At 59.6% G+C, this 22554-nt stretch carries 20 protein-coding genes and 2 pseudogenes; 21 read left to right on the plus strand and 1 reads right to left on the minus strand.

Annotation, left to right across the window (positions count from 1 at the left end; genetic code table 11):
- Positions 1 to 66 precede the first annotated feature (66 nt).
- From erm(B) to DXB53_RS04295, 16 genes and pseudogenes are all read left to right on the plus strand, one after another.
- Positions 67 to 803 (plus strand): annotated as a pseudogene (gene erm(B), locus DXB53_RS04215) (23S rRNA (adenine(2058)-N(6))-methyltransferase Erm(B)).
- Positions 804 to 972: 169 nt separating this feature from the next.
- Positions 973 to 1086, plus strand: a pseudogene (locus DXB53_RS10195) (topoisomerase DNA-binding C4 zinc finger domain-containing protein); the annotation flags it as partial.
- A gap of 151 nt (positions 1087 to 1237) precedes the next feature.
- Positions 1238 to 3895, plus strand: a complete 2658-nt coding sequence (gene alaS / locus DXB53_RS04230) for an alanine--tRNA ligase (RefSeq protein ID WP_117583449.1) — start codon at positions 1238 to 1240, stop codon at positions 3893 to 3895.
- A gap of 9 nt (positions 3896 to 3904) precedes the next feature.
- Entirely contained in the window at positions 3905 to 4333 is a 429-nt protein-coding gene (gene ruvX, locus DXB53_RS04235; protein ID WP_117583450.1) for a Holliday junction resolvase RuvX, read from the plus strand.
- Positions 4326 to 5717, plus strand: coding sequence for an endolytic transglycosylase MltG (gene mltG, locus DXB53_RS04240; RefSeq protein WP_233503798.1), 1392 nt, complete (start codon positions 4326 to 4328; stop codon positions 5715 to 5717). The genes ruvX and mltG overlap by 8 nt, the downstream gene beginning before the upstream one ends.
- 2 nt (positions 5718 to 5719) lie before the next feature.
- A complete protein-coding gene (locus DXB53_RS04245) occupies positions 5720 to 6217 on the plus strand; it encodes a YqeG family HAD IIIA-type phosphatase (RefSeq protein ID WP_117583452.1) in 498 nt (165 codons plus the stop codon).
- An 8-nt stretch (positions 6218 to 6225) separates the two neighbouring features.
- Complete coding sequence (locus tag DXB53_RS04250; protein ID WP_099431675.1) at positions 6226 to 6759, plus strand: shikimate kinase; 534 nt, start codon at positions 6226 to 6228, stop codon at positions 6757 to 6759.
- A complete protein-coding gene (locus tag DXB53_RS04255) occupies positions 6756 to 7865 on the plus strand; it encodes a hypothetical protein (RefSeq protein WP_117583453.1) in 1110 nt (369 codons plus the stop codon). The genes DXB53_RS04250 and DXB53_RS04255 overlap by 4 nt, the downstream gene beginning before the upstream one ends.
- Positions 7866 to 7996: 131 nt before the next feature.
- The gene (locus DXB53_RS04260; RefSeq protein ID WP_117583454.1) at positions 7997 to 9127 is read left to right on the plus strand and encodes a Xaa-Pro peptidase family protein; all 1131 of its coding nucleotides are present in this window, start codon (positions 7997 to 7999) and stop codon (positions 9125 to 9127) included.
- Positions 9128 to 9311: 184 nt separating this feature from the next.
- A complete protein-coding gene (gene efp, locus DXB53_RS04265; RefSeq protein ID WP_117583455.1) occupies positions 9312 to 9875 on the plus strand; it encodes an elongation factor P in 564 nt (187 codons plus the stop codon).
- Positions 9876 to 9899: 24 nt separating this feature from the next.
- Positions 9900 to 10262, plus strand: a complete 363-nt coding sequence (locus tag DXB53_RS04270) for an Asp23/Gls24 family envelope stress response protein (RefSeq protein ID WP_117583456.1) — start codon at positions 9900 to 9902, stop codon at positions 10260 to 10262.
- Between the two features lie 3 nt (positions 10263 to 10265).
- Positions 10266 to 10850, plus strand: a complete 585-nt coding sequence (gene nusB, locus DXB53_RS04275; protein ID WP_117583457.1) for a transcription antitermination factor NusB — start codon at positions 10266 to 10268, stop codon at positions 10848 to 10850.
- Positions 10851 to 10852: 2 nt separating this feature from the next.
- A complete protein-coding gene (locus tag DXB53_RS04280; RefSeq protein WP_117583458.1) occupies positions 10853 to 11119 on the plus strand; it encodes an exodeoxyribonuclease VII small subunit in 267 nt (88 codons plus the stop codon).
- A gap of 8 nt (positions 11120 to 11127) precedes the next feature.
- Positions 11128 to 11931: a TlyA family RNA methyltransferase gene (locus DXB53_RS04285; RefSeq protein WP_117583507.1), complete on the plus strand. Its 804-nt coding sequence runs from the start codon at positions 11128 to 11130 to the stop codon at positions 11929 to 11931.
- Positions 11928 to 12788 carry an NAD(+)/NADH kinase gene (locus DXB53_RS04290; RefSeq protein ID WP_035138200.1) on the plus strand — a complete coding sequence of 287 codons (861 nt, stop codon included), beginning with the start codon at positions 11928 to 11930 and terminating at the stop codon, positions 12786 to 12788. The genes DXB53_RS04285 and DXB53_RS04290 overlap by 4 nt, the downstream gene beginning before the upstream one ends.
- The gene (locus DXB53_RS04295; RefSeq protein WP_117583459.1) at positions 12778 to 14406 is read left to right on the plus strand and encodes a DNA repair protein RecN; all 1629 of its coding nucleotides are present in this window, start codon (positions 12778 to 12780) and stop codon (positions 14404 to 14406) included. The genes DXB53_RS04290 and DXB53_RS04295 overlap by 11 nt, the downstream gene beginning before the upstream one ends.
- Before the next feature lie 59 nt (positions 14407 to 14465).
- Here the strand turns inward: DXB53_RS04295 and DXB53_RS04300 are convergent, their stop codons facing one another.
- The gene (locus DXB53_RS04300) at positions 14466 to 15323 is read right to left on the minus strand and encodes a MurR/RpiR family transcriptional regulator (RefSeq protein WP_117806188.1); all 858 of its coding nucleotides are present in this window, start codon (positions 15321 to 15323) and stop codon (positions 14466 to 14468) included.
- 272 nt (positions 15324 to 15595) lie between these two features.
- Here DXB53_RS04300 and DXB53_RS04305 point away from each other — a divergent pair, with 272 nt between their 5' ends.
- From DXB53_RS04305 to DXB53_RS04325, 5 genes are all read left to right on the plus strand, one after another.
- The gene (locus tag DXB53_RS04305) at positions 15596 to 17599 is read left to right on the plus strand and encodes a fructose-specific PTS transporter subunit EIIC (RefSeq protein ID WP_117583461.1); all 2004 of its coding nucleotides are present in this window, start codon (positions 15596 to 15598) and stop codon (positions 17597 to 17599) included.
- A gap of 532 nt (positions 17600 to 18131) precedes the next feature.
- Positions 18132 to 18395, plus strand: coding sequence for an HPr family phosphocarrier protein (locus DXB53_RS04310; RefSeq protein WP_022094575.1), 264 nt, complete (start codon positions 18132 to 18134; stop codon positions 18393 to 18395).
- Positions 18396 to 18528: 133 nt separating this feature from the next.
- Positions 18529 to 20232: a phosphoenolpyruvate--protein phosphotransferase gene (gene ptsP, locus DXB53_RS04315; RefSeq protein WP_055250441.1), complete on the plus strand. Its 1704-nt coding sequence runs from the start codon at positions 18529 to 18531 to the stop codon at positions 20230 to 20232.
- A gap of 74 nt (positions 20233 to 20306) precedes the next feature.
- Positions 20307 to 21239 (plus strand): 1-phosphofructokinase family hexose kinase, encoded by a 933-nt coding sequence (locus tag DXB53_RS04320; protein ID WP_055250439.1) that lies wholly within the window; start codon positions 20307 to 20309, stop codon positions 21237 to 21239.
- 183 nt (positions 21240 to 21422) lie between these two features.
- Entirely contained in the window at positions 21423 to 22355 is a 933-nt protein-coding gene (locus DXB53_RS04325) for a 1-phosphofructokinase family hexose kinase (RefSeq protein WP_117583462.1), read from the plus strand.
- Positions 22356 to 22554 lie beyond the last annotated feature (199 nt).

A 22554-nucleotide genomic window follows, 5' to 3' on the forward strand; every position in this document is an offset into this window, starting at 1 on the left:
AAAATACAAACAAATCGTTTAACTTCTGTATTTCTTTACTGATGTAATCACTTCAGGAGTGATTATATGAACAAAAATATAAAATATTCTCAAAACTTTTTAACGAGTGAAAAAGTACTCAACCAAATAATAAAACAATTGAATTTAAAAGAAACCGATACCGTTTACGAAATTGGAACAGGTAAAGGGCATTTAACGTCGAAACTGGCTAAATAAGTAAACAGGTAACGTCTATTGAATTAGACAGTCATCTATTCAACTTATCGTCAGAAAAATTAAAACTGAATACTCGTGTCACTTTAATTCACCAAGATATTCTACAGTTTCAATTCCCTAACAAACAGAGGTATAAAATTGTTGGGAGTATTCCTTACCATTTAAGCACACAAATTATTAAAAAAGTGGTTTTTGAAAGCCATGCGTCTGACATCTATCTGATTGTTGAAGAAGGATTCTACAAGCGTACCTTGGATATTCACCGAACACTAGGGTTGCTCTTGCACACTCAAGTCTCGATTCAGCAATTGCTTAAGCTGCCAGCGGAATGCTTTCATCCTAAACCAAAAGTAAACAGTGTCTTAATAAAACTTACCCGCCATACCACAGATGTTCCAGATAAATATTGGAAGCTATATACGTACTTTGTTTCAAAATGGGTCAATCGAGAATATCGTCAACTGTTTACTAAAAATCAGTTTCATCAAGCAATGAAACACGCCAAAGTAAACAATTTAAGTACCGTTACTTATGAGCAAGTATTGTCTATTTTTAATAGTTATCTATTATTTAACGGGAGGAAATAATTCTATGAGTCGCTTTTGTAAATTTGGAAAGTTACACGTTACTAAAGGGAATGGAGATAAATTATTAGGTATACTACTGACAGCTTCCAAGGAGCTAAAGAGGTCCCTAGCGCCTACGGGGAATTTGTATCGATAAGGGGTACAAATTCCCACTAAGCGCTCGGGACCCCTTGTAGGAAAATGTCCTAAGTGTGGCAACAATATTGTATTAAAAAAATCGTTTTATGGTTGTTCAAATTATCCTGAATGTAAGTTTACTTTAGCTGAACATTTTAGAAAGAAACATTTTTTTCAAAGGATTGCTTAGTCCTAAATAACATGCACTTTCGCTGGAGGGTCGCTGTTTGGCGGCCCTCTTTTTTGCGCTAGGGCGGTGGGATGGTAATATCGTTACGTTTGAACTGTTTCGATGTGAAACCGAGGAGATTCCCTCTATGAGTGCTGACTACCCGTCAATGACTACGGCCGAGATTCGCTCTAAGTTCCTCAACTTCTTTGAGGAGCGCGGTCTTAAACTCTATCCTTCTTCGTCCCTCGTTCCCGACGATCCTTCGCTGCTGCTCGCCAATGCCGGCATGAACCAGTTTAAGGAGTACTACCAGGGCAAGAAGACCATGAAGGAGATCGGCGCAATCTCCTGTCAGAAGTGTGTTCGCACCAACGACATCGACTGCATCGGCGAGGACGGCCGTCATCTGTCCTTCTTTGAGATGCTCGGCGACTTCTCCTTTGGTGGCGTCTCCAAGCAGCAGGCCTGCGCTTGGGCCTTTGAGCTCATCACCAAGGAGTTCAAGCTGCCGCTCGACCGCCTGTACTTCACCGTCTTTACCGAGGACGACGAGACCCATGACGTGTGGCGCTCCCTGGGCGTTGCCGAGGATCACATCTCGCGTCTGGGCGAGGACGACAACTTCTGGGCCGCTGGCCCCACCGGTCCCTGCGGTCCGTGCTCCGAGATCTACTTTGACATGGGCGAGGAGGTCGGTTGCGGCAGCCCCGACTGCAAGCCTGGCTGCGACTGCGACCGCTTCCTTGAGTTCTGGAACCTCGTGTTTACCCAGTACGACCGCCAGGAGGACGGCTCCATGCCGGAGCTGCCGCACCGCAACCTCGATACGGGCATGGGCCTGGAGCGCATGGCCGCCATCATGCAGCACAAGACCGCCAACTACGACGGCGATCTGATGCAGCACCTCATCAAGCTCGGTGAGGAGATCAGCGGCAAGACTTATGACGCCGATGACTATTCCGGTGCCAGCCGCTCGCTGCGCATCATCGCCGACCACTCCCGTGCCGTCGACTTTATGATCTCTGACGGCATTCTGCCCGGCAACGAGGGCCGCGAGTACGTCCTGCGCCGCCTGCTCCGCCGCGCCGTGTTCCACGGCCGCTTGCTGGGCATCGAGGGAGCCTTCCTGACCAAGTTCATCGACGAGGTCAACGCCCAGATGGGCGAGGCCTATCCCGAGCTGCTCAAGAACGTCGCGCTCGTTAAGGGCATCGTCGCCTCCGAGGAGGAGCGTTTCTCCACGACGCTCGACAACGGCCGCGTTTACCTGGACGAGGCCCTGGCCGCGCTCGCCGAGGGCGCTGTGCTTCCGGGCGACGTTGCCTTTAAGCTGCACGACACCTTCGGTTTCCCCATTGACCTGACTGTCGAGATCGCCGGCGCCGCTGGCCATGACGTCGACATGGACGGCTTCACCGCCTGTATGGAGGACCAGAAGGCCCGCGCTCGCGCCAACGCCAAGGGCGATGCCTGGGGCAGCTTCAACGACGTGTGGGTCGAGCTTTCGGACAAGGTCTCCGCGACCGAGTTCGACGGCTATGACAACGACGTCATCGATGGCGCCAAGGTTGTCGCCATCGTGCGCAACGGCGAGTCCGTCGAGTCCGTTGCTGCCGGCGAGGACGTCGAGGTCGTGCTCGACCGCACCCCGTTCTACGCCGAGATGGGCGGCCAGCAGGGCGACGCCGGCGAGCTTTCCGCCGAGGGCGTTGCGCTGACCATTTCCGATACCAAGAACCACAACGGCCTGTATGCCCACGTTGCTCACGTTGCCGAGGGCACGCTGACCGTCGGTGCTACCGTGACCGCCGCGCTCGACGCCGAGCGCCGTGGCTTCCTGCGTCGCAACCACACCGCCACGCACCTGCTCGACGCCGCGCTTAAGCAGGTCCTGGGCGAGCATGTCTCCCAGGCTGGCTCGTTGGTGACGCCCGAGCACCTGCGCTTTGACTTCACGCACTTCGAGGCCCTCTCTTCCGAGCGGCTCAAGGCTGTCGAGGATCTGGTCAACCAGCAGATCTTCGCTTCCAAGCCGGTCGTTACCCGCGTCATGGGTATCGACGAGGCCAAGGCCGCCGGTGCTGTCGCCCTCTTTGGCGAGAAGTACGGCGATGTCGTCCGCGTCGTCTCCGTGGGCGCCGAGGACCAGCCGTTTTCCCGTGAGCTCTGCGGTGGCACGCATGCCGCCAACACTGCCGAGATCGGCCTGTTCAAGATCATCTCCGAGTCTTCCACGGGCTCCAACGTCCGCCGTATCGAGGCCGTGACCTCTAAGGGTGCCCTCGACTACATGGCCGACCGTCTGGCGCTCGTCGACGCCGCTGCCGCAGCGCTCAAGTGCCGCGTGGACGAGGTTCCCGCCCGCGTGGAGAACCTGCAGGCCGAGCTGCGCGAGACCGCCGGTAAGCTCAAGAAGGCTCTGACCGGTGGCTCCTCCGATGCGATCTCCAGCGCCATCGAGGGCGCTGTCGAGCTCGGCGGCTACAAGCTCGTCGTCGCTGAACTTCAGGGCCTTGAAGCTGCCGACCTGCGCAACGTCTGGGATACCGTGCACCAGAAGGTCGACGGTCCCGTCGCCTGTGTCGTTGCCAGCGTGACCGAGAAGGGCACCCCCGCCCTGCTCGCCGCCGGCTCCGATGACGCCGTCAAGGCCGGTTTCCACGCCGGCAACGTGATCAAGCAGATCGCGGGCCTGGTCGACGGTCGCGGCGGCGGCCGTCCCAACATGGCCCAGGCCGGTGGCAAGAACGCCGCCGGTATCGCCGATGCCCTCGCGGCCGCCAAGACCGCGCTCGGCGCTTAAGTAGTCGCTGTGGTCGCGCTCGCGCTGGACATAGGGGAGACCCGGATTGGCATTGCCGTCTCGAGCCGTGATGGCAAGATGGCAATGCCCGTCAAGGTGCTCCCGGCTGCCGAGGTCACTGGCATGGCCAAGACGTTCCGTTACCTGGTTGAGGACTATGAGCCCGATATCCTTGTAAGCGGACGTCCCTTGACCATGGCCGGTGAGCCCGGCCCCCAGGCCGAGCGCGTTGCCGCCGTTGCGCAAAAGATTGCCCAAGAGCTCGATCTTCCGCTTGAGTTTGAGGATGAGCGCCTGTCCTCGCAAGAGGCAAAGCGTATCCTGCGCGAGCAGGGACTCAACGAAAAGCAGATGAGGGGCAAGATTGACATGATCGCCGCCAGCCTGTTCTTGCAGACGTGGCTCGATCGCAAAAACGAGGAGGTTTCGCATGCCTAGCGCTTCCGATCCGCGCCAGCCGAATCGCCAGGGGCAGCCTACGCCGCGCCCTGTATCGTCCGGCCAGCGTCCGATGCAACCGACGCAGCGTGCGGCTCAGCCTGCTGCTCGTCCCGCACAGCCCTCCTCTCGTGCAGCACAATCTGCTCAGCGTCCTGCCCAACAGCCCGCTGCCCGCGCAGCCCGGGCCGCAAGCGGTACCCGCTTTAAGCAGCAGGCGCCCACGCAGCGTGCGCAGGCGCCTCAATCGCATACGCGTACACATCATGCTCACGGCACACATGGCGCAGCTCCGGCCACGCGCTCGAGCTATAACACGCGTGCCCACCGTGGCGTCCAAAAGAAAAGCTCTCCGGTGCCTATGATTATCGGTGGCGTCATCGCCGTGCTTGCGCTTGTCGCGATCGTTTTCTTTGTCGTGCCAGCCGTCAAGGGCTTTTTTGCCGGCGAGGATGCGAAAGTCGCTGCTGGCCAGCAAGTTACTATCACGATTCCCGATGGCGCCTCGGGTGATACCATCGCTTCGATTCTCTCCGAGAACCATATCGTCGAAGACCCCAAGGATTATTACGCGGCGGTCAAAAAGCTCAATGCCGATATGTCGCTTAAGCCTGGCGCCTACTCGTTTACCACGCTCATGGACGCGACCAAGGTTGTTCAGCAGCTCATGGAAGGCCCCAATGCGGGCTCCGATGCGCTGACTATCCCTGAGGGCCTAACGGTCGACCAGGTCGCCGATCGCGTGGCCGCGGCATACGACAGCATCTCCAAGGAAGACTTCCTTAACCAGGCCAAGGCGAGCAATTATGTGAATGATTTCGCTTTCCTTAAAGATGCCGCGAACGATTCGCTCGAGGGCTTCCTATTCCCCAAGACCTATTCGTTGGGTAAGGACCCGTCTGCCGATGATGTGATTCGCGCCATGCTTGACCAGTTCAACGCCGAGTATAAGTCGCTTGACTTTGCCAGCTGCGAGGCCAAGATCAAGGAGCGCTATGGCGTGGAGATGTCCGATTACGACATCGTTAACCTTGCCTCGATCGTCGAGCGCGAGGGCCTCAACGCCGATCAGCGCGCGCATGTGGCTTCGGTTTTCTATAACCGTCTGGCGGGCAAGCTCGATGGCCTGCGTTACCTCAATAGCGATGCGACCATGATGTATGTCACCGGCGGCGAGGTTACCGCCGACGACCTGCAGAGCGATAGTCCGTATAACACCTATAAGCATGAAGGCCTGCCGCCCACGCCCATCTGCTCTCCGTCGCTCGAGGCGCTCAAGGCTACCCTTGAGCCGACCGACTCTGATGACCTGTATTTCTACATTACACAGGACGAGGAGTATTTCTCGAAGACCTACGAAGAGCACCAACAGTCTTGGAATTGATCATGAGGATTTTTAGCCCCAAACGATATGTTGCCTCAGTTGACCGCATCGACCTCGATACCCTCTGGGCCGACGGCAAGCGCGCCATTCTACTCGACCGCGATAACACTCTGGTGCCGCGCGATACCGAGCAGGTTCCCGCTGCGGTTTCAGCTTGGCTCGAAGCCGCCCATGCCAAGGGCTTTAAACTGTGTATGGTGTCCAATAACTGGCATCGCGACCAGGTCATGGCATCGGCGCGCGAGCTGGGGCTCGAGGCTATCAGCCACGCCATGAAGCCTGCCCCGTTTGCCCTGAAGGCGGGTCTTAAGCGTCTGGGCGCCACGGCCGACGAGGCCGTGCTGATCGGTGACCAGCTTTACACGGACGTGTGGAGCGGTAACTTTGCCGGCGTTGACACTATTCTGGTCAAGCCGCAGGCGACCCAGGACCTGTGGTACACGCAGATCTTCCGTATCTTTGAGCGCCGGGCCCTGCGCGACCTTCCCTGCGAGGAATAGGTTTCGCCATGTCTCAGCACATCAAACACGGCTGCGACCATATCTTCTTTATCGGCTTTTTGGGCGCGGGCAAGTCGACGCTTGCGCGCAACGTGGGCACTATGTTCAAGCGGCGTTTTATCGATACCGATCGTTTGGTTGTGCGTCGATGCGGCAAGTCGGTGACCGAGATATTTGAGACCGAGGGTGAGGATCGTTTTCGCGAGCTCGAGACCTCGGCACTCCGTTCGCTTCAAAGCGAGCGCAGCCTGCTGGTATCGTGCGGGGGTGGCATCGTCGAGACGCCGGTGAACATTGAGCTGATGCACGAGATGGGTACCTGTGTGTACCTCGAAGGTGACTTTGAGGACTCGTTGCGCCAGATTCGCCGCTCCGATACCCGGCCCGATTTCCGCTCGCCCGAGCACGCTGCGCGCCTGTTTGAGCATCGCCGTCCGCTGTATCGTCAGGCCGCCGATATTACCCTTGATATTCGCAACAAGTCCTTCGAGGACGTTTCCTACCTTTGTGCCGAGATGCTTTTGGAGCGTGGACTGCTATGATTCGCCGTCAACTTATCAATTTCCAAAACCGCAGTGTCGATGTCCGCGTCGGATTGGGCGCGTTCGAGGAGCTGCCGCGCATGTTTGCCTCGGCTGTGGGCAAGCCTAAGCGCGCGATGGTGGTTTGGAACGACGCTACATCCGAGCGTTTTGGCGAGGTTGTCGAGCATGCGCTGGTCGACGCCGGTTTTGTCGTGTCGATGCTCGTCCTCGAGGTTTCACCTGCCGGTGCTACGCTGGCTGATGCCGATACCGTCTTTGGCGCCCTGTCGGCTAACGGCATCACCTGCGACGATCTCGTTGTCGCTGTCGGCGACACAGCGACCTGCTCGGTCGTTTGCTGGTGTGCCAATCAGTGGTGCGGTCGCACCGAGTGCGCCTTGCTGCCGACGACGTTCGACGCCATGCTTACGGTCGCGACGACCATGAAGCCGCTTGTCGCCTCGTCGGCGAATGCGCTTCCCGCTATCGCGTTCCGTCCCGAGCCGGGCTTGGTCGTGTGTGACCTCGACCTCGTACGCGAGGCGGACCCCGAGGACCTCAAGCTCGGCTATGCGGTACTTGTTGGCACCATGCTTTCGAGTAGTAAGTCCCGCTGGAATCAGTTTACCGAGACCGTTCCCGAGATTCTCGCGGGCGAGGAGGTCGCGCTCGTCAATGCCGTTCAGTGGTCTCAGACTGCCCGCAAGGACGTACTGATGGCCACGAACCCGAGCGCCCGCCATGCGCTCGATTTTGGCAAGACGGGGGAGCGTACCCTGCGCGCCTGCTTGGGCGATGCCGCTTCGCAGGTGCCTGCCTACCAGCTGTTGTCCGAGGGCATGCGCTTTGAGGCGCGCCTAGCACACGATGCCTGCGACTTCGATATCGATTACGTCTTTGAGGTCGATGACTGCCTGGAGGACTTTGGTATCGAGGAGCTCGCCTTCGATCTGGAGCCTGCCGCATATATCGAGGAGTTCCGCAGGCAGCAGTTTGTCCGCTCGAACCGTAGTATGTTGCCGCTGCCCGTGGCACTCGGCGCCATTCGTCTAACGAGCGTTGAGGACGAGGTCCTCGACCGCCATGCTCACGCCTACTTGGCTTCTCGCAAAGAACTTCTCTAGGATTTATTGACATACATCGTCTTTCGTATCATGTTGAGGGGCGGGTTTCCAATCGGTTGCGAATCGCGCGCGATTCCGTACGCTGATTGAGCCCGTCCCGTCTTTATGGAGACAACAAGAAAGGAATCTGCATGTCTGAGTTTGCTGCCGGTCCTGTCGGTCGTATCGAGCGTGTCCGTGCCCTGATGGCTGAGCGCGGCTACGACGCTATCGTGGTTCGTGACGAGGCCAATCTTCGTTGGCTTACGGGCGTGAAGGGCGTCTTCGATTACACCTTCGAGTTCCCGCATGCGGCGTTTATTACGGCTGACCAGTGCCTGTTCCATACCGACTCGCGCTACCTCAACAGCTTTGAGGAGAACACGCCCGCCGGCAGCCCCTGGGTTTACGACATGGACGAGGGCACCATCCCCGGTTGGGTCGCCGGCAAGATCGCGGCCAACAAGTGCCGCGTCTGCGCTGTCGAGGACGACATGCAGATCAACTTCTACCAGGGAATTCAGCGTGGTCTGGAGGATCGTTCCGTCGCCTGCATGCTGCCGCTGATGCATGACGACATTCGCAAGATGCGCGCCATCAAGGACGCCGAGGAGATCGAGCTCATGCGCCATGCGCAGTCGATTACCGACGCCGCCTTCCAGCACATGCTCGGCTTTATTAAGCCCGGTATGACCGAGAAGCAGGTCCGCAACGAGCTCGAGAACTTTATGTTCGCCAACGGCGCCGACAGCCTGGCCTTTGGCTCCATCGTCGCGAGCGGTCCCAACACCGCCAACCCGCATGCCGTCCCGAGTGATCGCGTGATCGAGAAGGGCGACTTCGTCCTCATGGATTACGGCGCGGGCTACTGCGACTACCGCTCCGACATGACGCGTACCGTCGTGATGGGTGAGCCCACTCAGGAGCAGCTCGACCTGTACGCGCTCGTGCGCCGCACCCATGAGGAGTGCGTCGCCGCTATCCATCCGGGCGTCGAGGGCAACGACATTTTCAAGCTTTCCAAGAAGATCATCGGCGATGCCGGCTATGGCGATTACTACAACCATGGTCTGGGCCACGGCGTGGGCATCGACATCCACGAGCTGCCTAACTTCAACCGCAGCAAGAATATCATCGAGGTCGGCTCGGTTATCACCATGGAGCCCGGCGTCTACCTGCCCGGCGTGGGCGGCGTGCGCCTGGAGGACTACGGCGTCGTCACCGAGAACGGCTACGAGCCCTTCACCAAGACCCCGCACGACCTGCACGTCATCGACTGCTAATCCACTCCGGTAGATTTTGGGGCATGTCCCAATAGTCCTCTTTGGAGGCGGGGCGTCCGGAACGATTCGGGCGCCCCGCGTTCTCTTTTTATGCGCTCGCCGCAGCCGCCGTCTGCAAGTGTATAATTTCGCTCGTATGTAATTTGGACGCTTGTGCGTCTCGCCAATAACAAGAAAGGTTGCTATGCCTACTATCTCTACCGCCGACTTCAAGAACGGCCTCGGTCTTCGCATTAAGGACAAGGTCTACACCATCGTCGAGTTCCAGCACGTCAAGCCTGGCAAGGGCGGCGCTTTCGTGCGCTACAAGACCCGCGACATCAAGAGCGGCCGCGTCGTCGAGAACACCTGCAACGCCGGCACCAAGTTCGAGAGCGTCATGCTCACCACCCGTGAGTTCCAGTACCTCTACAACGACGGCGCTGACTACATCTTCATGGATAACGAGTCTTACGAGCAGGTTCCCGTTCCCGAGGACATGGTGGGCGAGAACGCCAAGTGGCTGCGCGAGAACGACACCTGCCAGCTGCTCTTCGCCGATGACGAGCTCATGGGCGTGACTCCGCCGATGTTCATCGAGACCACCATCGTCCAGACCGACCCGGGCTTCAAGGGCGACACCGTCCAGGGTTCCACCAAGCCGGCCACCATCGACACCGGCGCCGTCATCCAGGTCCCCATGTACCTCAACGAGGGCGAGGTCATCAAGGTTGACACCCGCGACGGCAAGTTCGTCTCCCGCGTCTAGCAACCAACTCTTCTAGGAGGACTCATGCCCCAGGAAATCAAGATTGACGGCATCGGCATTTCGCCCGATGTTCTGACCGCCATCGTCTCGCGCGCCGTCACGGATGTCGAGGGCATCGCCTCCGTGGGCGTCAAGGACCTTGCCACCAACCTTGTCTCCATGATGCTTTCGTCCAAGGCCCCGGCTTCCGAGCCGGCGGTCGAGGCCGAGGTCATCGGCGACAAGCTCGCGCTTACCGTGCGCGTCGTGGTGTTCTTTGGCTATCCGTTCAAGAAACTCGCCGAGGCCGTTCGCGCTGCCGTGGTTGCCGCCATCGACGCCCAGGTGGGCGTCGAGGTCGAGCGCGTTGACGTTTGCATCGACGGCCTCGTTTTCCCCAAGGAGTAACCTTTGAGCCTTAAGGTTTATCGCGGGCGTACGCTTGCCCGCAGTCAGGCGCTGCAGCTGCTGTTCCAGGCCGAGGCCACGGACAGCCCGCTCGAGCGCGTCCTCGAGGGCGATTTCCTGATCTCGAAGGGTCCCCTCGACCCCTACGCGCTGGAGCTGTGCCGCGGTGCCTACGAGCACATCGACCGCATCGACTGCGCCCTGCGCTCCGTCGCCAAGAACTGGGATCTTATGCGCATGCCCGGCGCCGACCGCAATCTTCTGCGTATCGCTGTCTATGAGATGCGCTTCCTTACCGACGAGGAGGTCTCGGACGCCATCGTGATTAACGAGGCTGTCGAGCTTGCCAAGGCCTATGGCACCGATCAGTCTGCGTCGTTTGTCAACGGCGTGCTGGGCAAGATCGCTCGAAGCGAGGAGCTGCCGGGCGAGGACCTGTATCAGGAACTGCTGGCCGAGGACCGTGCCCGCGAGGAGGCCCAGGCCGCCGAGGCTGCCGCCAAGGTTGCCGCCGCTCAGGCTGCGGCCGGCGTTCTCGACGAGGACGCCGAGGTCGCCGAGGCCGAGACCGGTACCGTCGAGGAGTAGCCATGCCAGAGGGTTCCGTCCGCAACTTCGACGAGATCTCGGACCGCTTGGATCAGATCATCGCGACCGTTCGCTCCAAGGATACGTCCTTGGAGCGTTCGCTCGATCTGTTTGACGAGGCGATCGAGCTGGGCTCCCGTGCGGTCGACATGGTCGACAAGTTTGAGCTGACGCCTCGCGAGGCCGATAAACTCGAGCAGGAATACGATGAGGATGCGGCAAACGAATCCCAGGATAGTCAGGCCGCGTCTCTGGATACGAATGGTTGATGGCATTCATGAAACGTGTGCGTCTCGATGACGAACTGATTTCACAGGGCATCTGCGCCGATCGCGCGGATGCCCTTCGCACTCTTATGGCCGGCTTGGTCTCGAGTGGCGGCGAGCGCTTGACCTCGCCGGGTCTTAAGGTGATCCCGGGCCTGCCGCTGCACGTGAAGGGGCGCATTCCCTATGTTGGCCGCGGTGGTCTTAAGCTCGAAGGCGCGCTTGATGCGTTTGGTATCAATCCGACGGGCCTTGCCTGTCTGGATGTTGGCTGCTCTACCGGCGGCTTTACCGATTGCCTGCTCAAGCGCGGAGCTGCGACCGTTGTCTCGGTGGACGTGGGCCGTGCCCAGTTTGATTGGTCGCTGCGTCAGGACGATCGCGTGACGCTGCATGAGCGCACAAACGTGACGCAGCTGCCTGAGCTTGGTTATGCCGGCGCCATCGACCTGGCTGTGTGCGATGTCTCGTTTACCAGCATCGCGAATATAATCGACGCCGTGCTGGCGTGCCTGAAGCCTTCGGGTTCGTTCTGCACGCTCGTAAAGCCCCAGTTTGAGGCTCCGGCGGCGCTGGTGGGCGAGGGCGGTATCGTGACCGAACCCGCCGTCCGCCGCGATACGCTCGTGGCGGCGATTGAGCTTTTTGCCGTCAAGGGCCTGTTCCCGCTTGACGTGTGCGTGTCGCCCATCCATGGCGCTAAGGGCAACGTTGAGTTTTTCTTGTACGGCACAAGGTTTGTCCCCGGGGAGCGCGCCGACGATGAGCTGCAATCCCAGGTATCGGTTTTGAGCGAGAAAGCTGCAACGCTATGAAGGTCTTTCTGGTTCCCAATTACTACAAGCAAGAGGCGGTCGAGAGCGGCCTGATGCTCGAGCTTTGGCTGACGCGCCAGGGCTATGAGGTCGCATGGGCTGCCGACCAGCGATCGAAGATTCAAAGCACGCCTGATATTGACGGCTCCGATCTGGTCATTACGCTCGGCGGCGACGGTACGCTGCTGCGCGCTGCCCGCATCCTCAACCATCGCGAGATTCCTATCCTTGGTCTTTCCTATGGTCACCTGGGTTTTTTAACTGCTGCGAGCCCCGAGGAGCGCGACATTCTGCAGGTCGTGAGCGACGCCCTGTCCGGCGAGCTGCACGTGAGCCGCCGCGCCACCATCGCCGCGGATATCGTGTCCGTGCGCGAAGACGGCACGAAGGATGTCGTGCGCACGTTTGCCCTCAACGATATGGCACTTACGCGCGGCCCCCTGTCCGATATGGTTGAGTTTGACATCACGGTGTCCGGCCATCATATCGACCGCCTTCGCGGCGACGGTGTCGTCGTTTCGACGGCGACCGGCTCCACCGGCTACGCGCTTTCCGCCGGCGGTCCCATTGTCAGCCCCGATTACACGGGTATGGTCTGTGTGCCCATCGCCCCGCATACCATTCAGGCTCGCGCTTTTTTGACCTCGCCGAGTGATGTCGTCGAGATCTTTATGTCCGATGATCGCCCGAGCGTGCCGGCGATTGCCATCGACGGACAGTTTATTACCTGCGATGGCACGGTCGAGAGCGTGGCCGTGCGCCGTGGTCCCGGCGACGTGCTGCTGCTTGATTACGGTCCCGAGAGCTTCTATAACTCGGTGAGCCGCGTGTTCTATGGAGTGCGCCATGATCGATGAGCTGCAGGTTTCCAACATCGCGCTCATTCGCGAGGCGACGTTGGTTCCGAGTGCGGGCCTAACGGTTTTGACCGGCGAGACCGGCGCCGGCAAGACCGCGCTGCTCTCGGCCCTCAAGCTTATTTTGGGCGAGCGCGCGGATTCGTCGACGGTGCGCGAGGGCGAGGCGCTGGCGAGCGTCGAGGCGCGCCTGTTCGACGGTCCGCACGACACGGAGGGGTTCACCGTACAGCGTAGCCTTTCTGCCGAGGGCCGCAGCCGCGTAAAAATTGACGGCCGCATCGCCAGCGTGCGTGAGCTTTCGGAGCGCGTCGGCGTGATGATGGATCTTTGCGGTCAGCACGAGCACCAGCGCCTCCTCGATCCGGCGCATCACGTTGCCATGGTCGATGCCTGGGCTGGTCGCTCTGCGCTCGAGGCGCTCGACCGTTACCGTGCCTGCTTCAAGGCTTCGCGTGACGCCGCCAAGGAGCTTCGCCGTGTGGAGGAAGCCTCACGCGCGCAGGGGAGTCGCGTCGAGGAGGCGCGCTTCGCCCTGGAGCGTATCGCCGAGGTCGACCCCAAGCCGGGTGAGTATGAGGAGCTCGAGGAGCTGCTGCCGCGCTCCGAGCATGCCGAGGTGCTGGTGGCGACGGCCAACGATGCCCATGCATCGCTTACTTCCGAAGGGGGAGCGCTCGATGCCGTGAACGGCGCCGTGGCAGAACTGTCGCGCATGGCTACCGTCGATCGTAAACTGGGTGACATCGCCGACGCACTTTCGAATGCCTGCATCTTACTCGAGGATTGCGCCAACGAGCTGCGTGCTTATCGCGATGGCGTCGCCTTCGACCCGCGCGAGCTCGCTCGCATGCGTGAGCGGTTTTCCGACCTCAAGGGCCTGTTGCGTCAGTGGGGTCCCACCATGGACGATGTTTTTGCCATGCGCGATCGCTCGCAAGAGCTGCTGTCCCTGGTCGATGATGGCGATGAACAGATCAAAAAGGCGCGCGAATCACTTGGTGCTGCTGAGCGCGAGTTGTTTGCCGCTGCCAAGGCGCTTAAGCGCGCTCGCAATACGGCGGCCCCGCGCTTCTGCCACGAGGTTGGTCGTCAGATGGCACGCTTGGAGATGGGCGGCGCCGAGCTCGTTTGGGAGTCGCGTGATCTTCCGCGCGCCGAGTGGACGCCGGCGGGTCCTTCGAGCTACGAGCTTCTGTATCGGAGCGGTGCCGGCTTGACGCCACGCCCTCTGCGCCGCATTGCCTCGGGCGGCGAGCTCAGCCGCGTTATGCTGGCGAGCAAGGTGGTCTTGGGTAATGCTGACGGCGTCGACACACTGGTATTTGACGAGGTCGATGCCGGTGTCGGTGGTTCCACGGCTCGTGCTCTTGCTGGTGTGCTGGCCGATCTCTCCGCTACGTATCAGGTGATTGTCGTAACCCACTTGGCGCAGGTCGCCGTCATGGCCGACAAGCATTATGTTGTCAGCAAGGAGCCGGGCGATGTTCCCCAGACGCATTTGGACGAGGTAACCGGCGAAGCGCGTACCGCCGAGATCGCCCGCATGCTGAGCGGCGATCAGTCCGAGGCAAGCTTGGCCCACGCAAAGCAGATGCTCGAAGAAGTTCGAGGCTAGGTCGTATCAGCGGTGTTGGTGGGACAAAATAGACTGAAATTTTTGTCCCACTACGCGTTTTACTCAACGACCTTGTCCGGCTGGATGAGCTCCTCGTAGTAGCTGATATGTTCGCGAGCGTCTTCAATCTCGGGCAGCAGGAAGTTGTAGATGACTTCGATGATCATCGTGGCGCTGATCTTGGAGAACGCAAAGTCGCCCGTCGTCAGCAACGCCTCGTGGTTGACGGTATTAAAAGTATAGTCTGCCAGGCGTGCGAGTGGAGACTTGCTGTCGCTGCTGATGACGACTACGGTTGCACCGCAGTCGCGAGCAGCTTTTGCCATGCGATTCAGTCGGCGCGATTTGCCGGAGTTTGAGATGAGCACGATGACGTCGCCGGGGCGTAGCGTGAGCGCAAACCCGATCGAGGTCTCGCTAATGGTGCTTGCCATGCAGCGCAGGCCCAGCTGCGAAAACTTAAACGTCGCATCGAGCGCGACCGCGTTCGTATTGCCCACAGCCGCAAACTCAATAACCCCTGCATGCTTAAGGGCATGCACAACAGCCGCCAACGTATCGTGGTCGATCCCGTCGATGGTCGCATTAAGCTCGCTCACCTTGGCAGCCAGGATGTTCTTAAGGCTCTGCTCCATATTGTCGAGCGAGACTTCGTCAGTCAGGCCCTCGTTGCGCTGGCTTTCCAAATCCCTCGCCAACGAAAACTGAAAGCTGCGGAAGCTGCCAAAGCCAAGCTTGCGGCAGAAGCGCGAAACGGTCGCCTCGGACGTGGCGGCGGCGCGCGAGAGCTGAGCCGCCGTGAGGCGTGGCGCCTCGGACTGGTGCTCCAATATATAGTCGACAATGCGCTGCTCGGACTCGCTGTATCCCTGGTGGGTACTAATGAGGGAAAGTGCGCTCTTGCTACTATCGGTCATGGATGGCTCCTGGTTGGCATGAAAATCGGACTCGTTTTGTAATGTCATAGTATAGGGGGATTTTCAATTACAAGATACACCTTGCCGTTTCAAGTGTTGATGGTAAACTTTCACTTACCGTTTACGGTTATGAAAGAACCTTTCACCGGAGAATTGCGCCTTGTCTCTTCTCACGCGGACGGTAGGTTGGTATCTTTCAGTTGTGGAAAAGCGCGCAAGGATGCGCGTGTAGGGGAGCGCCTGCGGGCGCAGTACTCAAGAAGGAGGGACACATGGCTAAGTTTGACATCATCGCCGCTACCGGTTGCCCGACCGGCATCGCGCACACCTTCATGGCGAAGGAGGCGCTGGAGAAGGCAGCTGCCGAGCGAGGTCTGACCATTAAGGTTGAGACCCATGGCCAGGTCGGTGTCGAGAACGAGCTCACCAAGAGCGAGATCGCCGGTGCCAAGGCCGTCGTCGTCGCAGCCGATAAGGATGTCCAGGCTGAGCGTTTCGCCGGCAAGCCCATGGTTTCCGTTGGTGTTTCCAAGGCCCTGTCCGTTGAGGCCGCCGGTAAGCTGATTGACCGCGCGCTCGCCGCCAAGGGCGACAACACGGTTGCAGCCGCTGCCGATGTCGAGGACGAGGCCGAGGAGAAGGAGTCCATCGGTCACGTCATCTACAAGCACCTTATGAACGGCGTCAGCCATATGCTGGTCTTCGTCGTTGCCGGTGGTGTCCTGACCGCCGTCTCGTTCCTGTGGGGCATCACATCCTTCGATTCGACGGCTGCTGACTACAACAGCTTCGCTGCCATGCTCAAGATCATCGGCGGCATCGCCATGAACCTCATGGTTCCGGTGCTTTCCGCCTACATCGCCGAGTCCATCGGTAAGCGCCCGGCGCTCGTCCCTGGTTTTGTTGCCGGTATGATCGCCATTCAGGGCCTGCCTGTTAACGCCGAGACCGGCATGATCGACGCCGGTGGCGCCGGCGTGGGCTTCGGCTTCCTGGGCGGCATCGTCGGCGGCTTCCTCGCTGGCTATGTCATCCTGCTGCTCGAGAAGGTCTTTGCCGGTCTGCCCAAGAACCTGGACGGCCTCAAGGCTATCTTCCTGTACCCGCTGTTCTCGACCGCCATCGTCGGTCTGGTCATGCTCGGCATCTCCGGCCCCATGGCTGCCATCAACACCGCCATGATGGACTTCCTCAAGAGCCTGTCCGCCTCTGGCGCCGTTGTCCTGGGTCTTGCCATCGGCTGCATGTGCGCCTTTGACATGGGTGGCCCGGTCAACAAGGCTGCTTACGTCACCGGTACCGCCATGCTCACCGAGGCACTGGCTGCCGGCGTTGGCACCGATACCTACAATTTCGGCACCAACTTCATGGCTGCCGTCTCCGCAGCTTGCATCGTTCCGCCGCTGATCACCACCTTCGCCGTCGTTGTCGGCAAGAAGTACTTCAGCCAGGAGGATCACGACGCCGGTATCGTCAACCTCATTCTTGGTTGCACCCACATCACCGAGGGCGCCATTCCGTTCATGACCAAGAACATCTGGCCGGTCATGCCCATCATGATGCTCGGTTCCTCCATCGCTTCGATCCTGACCATTTTGTTCAACGTTCACGATCCGGCGCCTCACGGTGGCTTCCTGGTCCTGCCCGTTGTCGAGAACGGTCCGCTTTGGGTTCTCGCGATCCTCATCGGTGCTGTTGTCGGTGGCATCCTGTTCGTGGCCTTCAAGAAGTACGACTTCGAGAAGAATCAGAAGGCCGCTCCTGTAGCCAAGCCGGTTGAGGCTTCCAAGGCCGCTGCCGTTGAGGCCCCTAAGGCCGAGGCTGCCGACTTCGTGAAGGTTGAGAATGTCTTTGTCGCCGAGGACTTCGCTTCTCGTGACGAGGCTCTGAGCTTCGTTTCCAACCAGGCTGTCAAGGCCGGTATCGCCAGCGACGCCGACGCCGTGATGAACGCCTTCCTGGCCCGCGAGGCCGAGGGCACCACGGGCATGATGGAGGGCTTCGCCATCCCGCATGCCAAGTCCGATGCCATTACCGAGGCTGCCGTCATCGTCGTTAAGGACGAGTCCGGCGTGACCGGTTGGGATACCATGGACGGCGCTCCCGTCAACGTGGCCATCGCTCTGCTCATCCCTGGTGCACAGGCTGGCACCACGCACCTCAAGATCCTGTCCAAGGTCGCCGAGGCGCTCATAGACGAGGACTTCCGTGCCACCGTCAAGGGTTCCACCGACGCCGCCGAGATCGCCAAGACGATCAACGCCCGCCTGGTCTAATTCCACAGTACGCGAATAACATCGCCCCCCCTGTATATAAGGCGGAGTCCCTCCCCAGGGCCTCCGCCTTTTTCATCCCCCTTCTTCTAACTTGCGGTGAAATAAGGGCTGTTTAAACGTTTCAACCCCAAAATCAGTCCATATTTCACCGCAAGTTAGAAGAAGGGGATAGCGCGGCTTGTCTATTAGATCGTCCGTGCGGACAAAAATTCAGCCAGAATTCCTTTCGCACGATATTGCTCTGGACCATCCGAGTTTCCGCAACTCGCCTGCCGGGCGGGGCGGTTAAGTTTGTCGTGAGTTCCGCACGCAAAGGAAAGCACTTAATGTGCTTTCTGTCTTGCGCCGGACTGTAGAGCAGCAAACTTAACCGCCCCGCCCGGCAGGCGAGCGGACAGCGAACGACATCTGTCCAACAATTCGTGCGAAACACAATGAAAAACCGTTTGATGTGAGTTAATATAAACAACGTCGTGAATCTGACTCCTGCCACATGCATGACAGGGGTTAAACACAAAAAAAGGAGTCAACTATGGTTTCTGAGAAGGCTACCCTCGTTAATCCTCAGGGTCTGCACATGCGTCCGGCTGGTCTGTTCGCCTCCACCATGGGCAAGTACGCCTGTGACGTGACGGTCGTCACCCCCGAGAAGGAGGTCAACGGCAAGTCCCCGATGGCCCTCATGGCTGCTGGTATCCCCTGCGGCACCGAGGTCGAGGTCAAGTGCGACGGCGCCGACGAGGCCGAGGCTCTGGCTGCTGCCATCGAGCTCATCAAGAGCGGTCTTGGCGAGTAGAACTCAAACGGGTCGCATGTTGAACAACTAAGTTCATATTTGGGGGCGCAGTGACCTGTCTTAAGGTAGCTGCGCTCTTTTGTCATGGATATGGCAAAACGCTTTATCACATGACACGGAGAGAGGAATGGGAATGTATCAGGGAGTCAACGCTTCCGAGGGCATCGGTATCGGCACCGTCATGGTCGCCGTCGATCCCGACTTGACGTTTGAGCCGCACGAGGTTGCTGATTCGGCAGCAGAGAAGGAGCGCTATCAGACCGCTCTTTCGGTCTTCTGCGAGAAGACCCAGGCTCAGGCCGACCACATGAAGGAGACGGTGGGCGAGGCCGAGGCCGAGATCATGAGCGGACACATTGTCCTGGCTCAGGATCCGGGCATGACCGACGCCATCAACGCCGCCATTGACGGCGGCACCTGCGCCGAGCAGGCGCTCATGGACACCTCGACCATGTTCGAGAACATGTTCCTGTCCATGGACGATGAGATGTTCCGTCTGCGCGCGGCCGACATCGCCGACATCCGCACCGGTATTCTGGCCGAGCTGCTGGGCAAGGAGGTCGTCGACCTTTCCGTCCTGCCCGAGAACACCGTCGTTGTCGTGCACGACCTCACGCCGTCCATGACCGCCACGATCGATAAGGCCCACGTTGCCGGTATCGTCACCGAGACTGGTGGCCGCACGTCGCACTCCGCAATCATTGCGCGCGCCCTCGAGATCCCGGCTGTCCTTTCGGTTTCCAACAGCTGCACCGCACTGCGCAACGGCATGACCGTTGTCGTCGACGGTGGCAAGGGTATCGTCGAGGCCGATCCCGATGAGGAGACGCTCGCCGCTTACACTGCCAAGGCCGAGGCTTTCGCTGCCGAGAAGGCGGCTCTCGAGGCCTTCCGCGGCAAGCCGTCCGTGACTGCCGACGGCATCAAGAAGATTATTGCCTGCAACATCGGCAACCCCGATGACGTGCCCAACGCGCTCGATCACGATGCCGAGGCTATCGGCCTGTTCCGTTCCGAGTTCCTGTTCATGGATTCTGCTGAGCTTCCTTCCGAGGAGGAGCAGTTCAACGCCTACCGTAAGGTCGCCAGCGCGCTCAAGGGCGCTCCGGTCATCATCCGCACGCTCGATGTGGGTGGCGACAAGGAGATTCCGTACCTGCACATGGTCAAGGAAGAGAACCCCTTCATGGGCTTCCGCGCCGTGCGTTACTGCCTGGCCAACCCCGACCAGTACAAGGTCCAGCTCCGCGCCCTGCTGCGCGCCAGCGCCTTCGGTGACGTCAAGATTATGATCCCGCTCGTCACCTGCGTCGAGGAAGTCTTGGCTGTCAAGGAGCTCGTCGAGCAGTGTAAGACCGAGCTGACCGAAGAGGGTCGCAAGTTCAACGAGAACATCGAGGTCGGCATCATGGTCGAGACGCCTGCAGCCTCGCTGCTCGCTGACCGCCTGGCCGAGGTCGCCGACTTCTTCTCCATCGGCACCAACGACCTGATCGGCTACACCATGTGCGCCGACCGTGGCAACGACACCATCTCCAACCTGTACCAGGTTTACTATCCCGCCGTGCTCCGCTCGCTCAAGAACATCATCGAGAGCGGCGTGAAGGCCGGCATCATGGTCGGTATGTGCGGCGAGGCCGCTGCCGATCCGTTGCTCGAGCCGCTGCTGATCAGCTGGGGCCTGGAGGAGTTCTCGATGAGCGCTCCGTCCATCCTGCGCGCCCGCAAGACCATCAGCCAGTGGACCAAGGCCGAGTGCGACGAGCTCGCCGAGAAGGCGCTCGCCTGCAACACCGCTGCCGAGGTCAAGGCACTGCTCGAGTCCGCAGCTCGCTAATTTGGTATCAGAGGTAACCGCGTGGTTGGAATGGGCCGGCCACGCGGCCCTCACATATACAGGGGGTACTGTAAATGTTCTACACGCTAACCGCTAACCCGGCTGTCGACATGACGGTTTCGAGCTCTCCGCTCGAGCCCGACGAGAACGTCCGCACCGGCTCGGCCAGCTACACGGCTAACGGCAAGGGCCTCGACGTGTCCTTCGCCTTTAAGAAGATGGGCGTCGACACCGTCGCTCTCGGTTTCTTCGCCGGCTTCACGGGCAAGTTCATCGTCGAGGAGGTCATGAACCTGGGTTGCCTCTGCCGCCCGGTCTGGACCGACGGTATCACGCGCATCAACACCTACGTCAACGATGGCCAGCACGAGTACGGCATCCTGAACCCCGGTGCTCCGATCACGCCGCAGCATCAGGAGGAGCTCTACAACATCCTGGACACCGCGGGCGACCTTGAGTGCCTGATCGTCTCCGGCTCCGTGCCTCCCAAAGCTACGCCCGACTTCCTGGCTCAGGTCATGGAGCACGCTCAGGCCCGTGGCGCCGACGTCGTCCTGGACCTGTCCTCCGACAAGCTCAAGGAGCTCGCTCACAAGAAGCCGCTGCTCATTAAGCCGAACCATCACGAGATGAAGGCTATCTTCGGCGTGCCGGTCGACACCGACGACGAGGTCCGCGTTGCCATGAAGCTGGCTCACGAGGCCGGCGTCCAGAACGTGCTGCTCACCCGTGGTAGCCGCGGTGACGCTTACTTCTCCAACGGCGAGGACATCTGGTATGCCAAGCGTGAGTTCAACATCAAGCTTGTCTCTTCCGTCTGCGCCGGCGACTGCACCCTCGCTGCGTTCCTGCACAAGTGGTACAGGGATCGCGACAACGTCGAGGAGGCCATGAAGCTCGCTATGGCCACCGGCGCCAACGTTGCTGAGTCCGTCGGCATCGGCGACTTTGGTCACGTCGACGAGTACAGCAAGCGCGTTGCCGTTCGCAAGCTCGATCGCAAGTAAGCGAAACACGACAAACTCGTGCGCATACGGCGTCCCGGTTTCGACCGGGGCGCCGTTTTTTGTCCCACTCGAACCTCGGAGCCGCGCTTCACGCGTTCCACACCGTTCACCGAGTTGTTGTAGCCTTATGCCGAAGCGTGGAATATACTTTCATTAACACGTTGCTTCGTGAAAGGAACATTCATGATTTACACGCTTACTGCAAATCCCGCTATTGACTACAACATCTCCTGCGATGGCTTGTCCGCCAACACCGTTACCCGCACCCGTAACGCTGTCTACACCCCCAACGGCAAGGGTCTCAACGTTTCGTTTACGCTCGACCACTACGGCGTCGACACCACGATCCTGGGCTTCTTCGCCGGCTTCTCGGGTGAGTATATCGTTAAGGGCGCCGAGGCCCTGGGCGTGCCCGTCAAGCCCGTGTGGACTGACGGCATCACGCGTGTTAACGTGTTCCTCAACGCCGGTCCCGACACCGAGTACAACATGGTCAACGCCGGTGCCGCCATCAACGAAGCCAACGAGCAGGAGATGTTTGAGCTTATCGATTCGCTCGATGACATGACCTGCCTGGTTATCAGCGGCTCGCTGCCCCCCAACACCTCCGAGAGCTTCCTGGCAGAGGTCCTGCGTCGCGTGAAGGCGAAGGGCGCCGAGTTCGTGCTCGATATCTCGAGCCATCAGCTGGCCGACCTCATTGCTATGGAGCCGTTGCTCATTAAGCCTAACGACGACGAGCTGCTCGACATCTTTGGCATTAAGGTGAGCGGTGGCGACGACGAGTCCGTCAAGGGCGCCATGGCCGAGCTGCACGCCAAGGGCGCTAAGAATGTACTGCTGACGCTCGGCGGCGACGGCGCGTACTTCTCCAACGGCGAGCACATCTGGTTTGCCAACCGCACCTTCGACGTCAAGCTGCTGTCGACCGTCTGCGCGGGCGACTCCTCGCTGGCCGCCTTCCTGTCCGTGTGGCACGACGCCCCCGAGCGCGTCGAGGATGCCCTGCGCCTCTCGATGGCCACCGGCGCCAACGTGGTCGAGTGCCCGGGTCTGGGCGATTTTGCCAAGGTCGATGAGTATCAGAAGGGCATCGCCATCCGTCAGGTCTGCTAACGCAGCGCACGGACCTTGCATCTTTGCTTTGTAGAGCACCCGTCTCGGATTGCCGAGGCGGGTGCTTTTTCATGTTTGTAGTCGATGCCTTGGGATCCAATCGTGCTTGAAGCGCGTTCGCGTGTGCGCCCGCTCTCATTTCTTGCTAGACTTCATGGAAACCATCAATCGATATGCCCGCAATTGCAGGAGGCCACAG

The organism is Collinsella sp. OM04-5, from assembly GCF_003439125.1.
Lineage (GTDB): Bacteria > Actinomycetota > Coriobacteriia > Coriobacteriales > Coriobacteriaceae > Collinsella.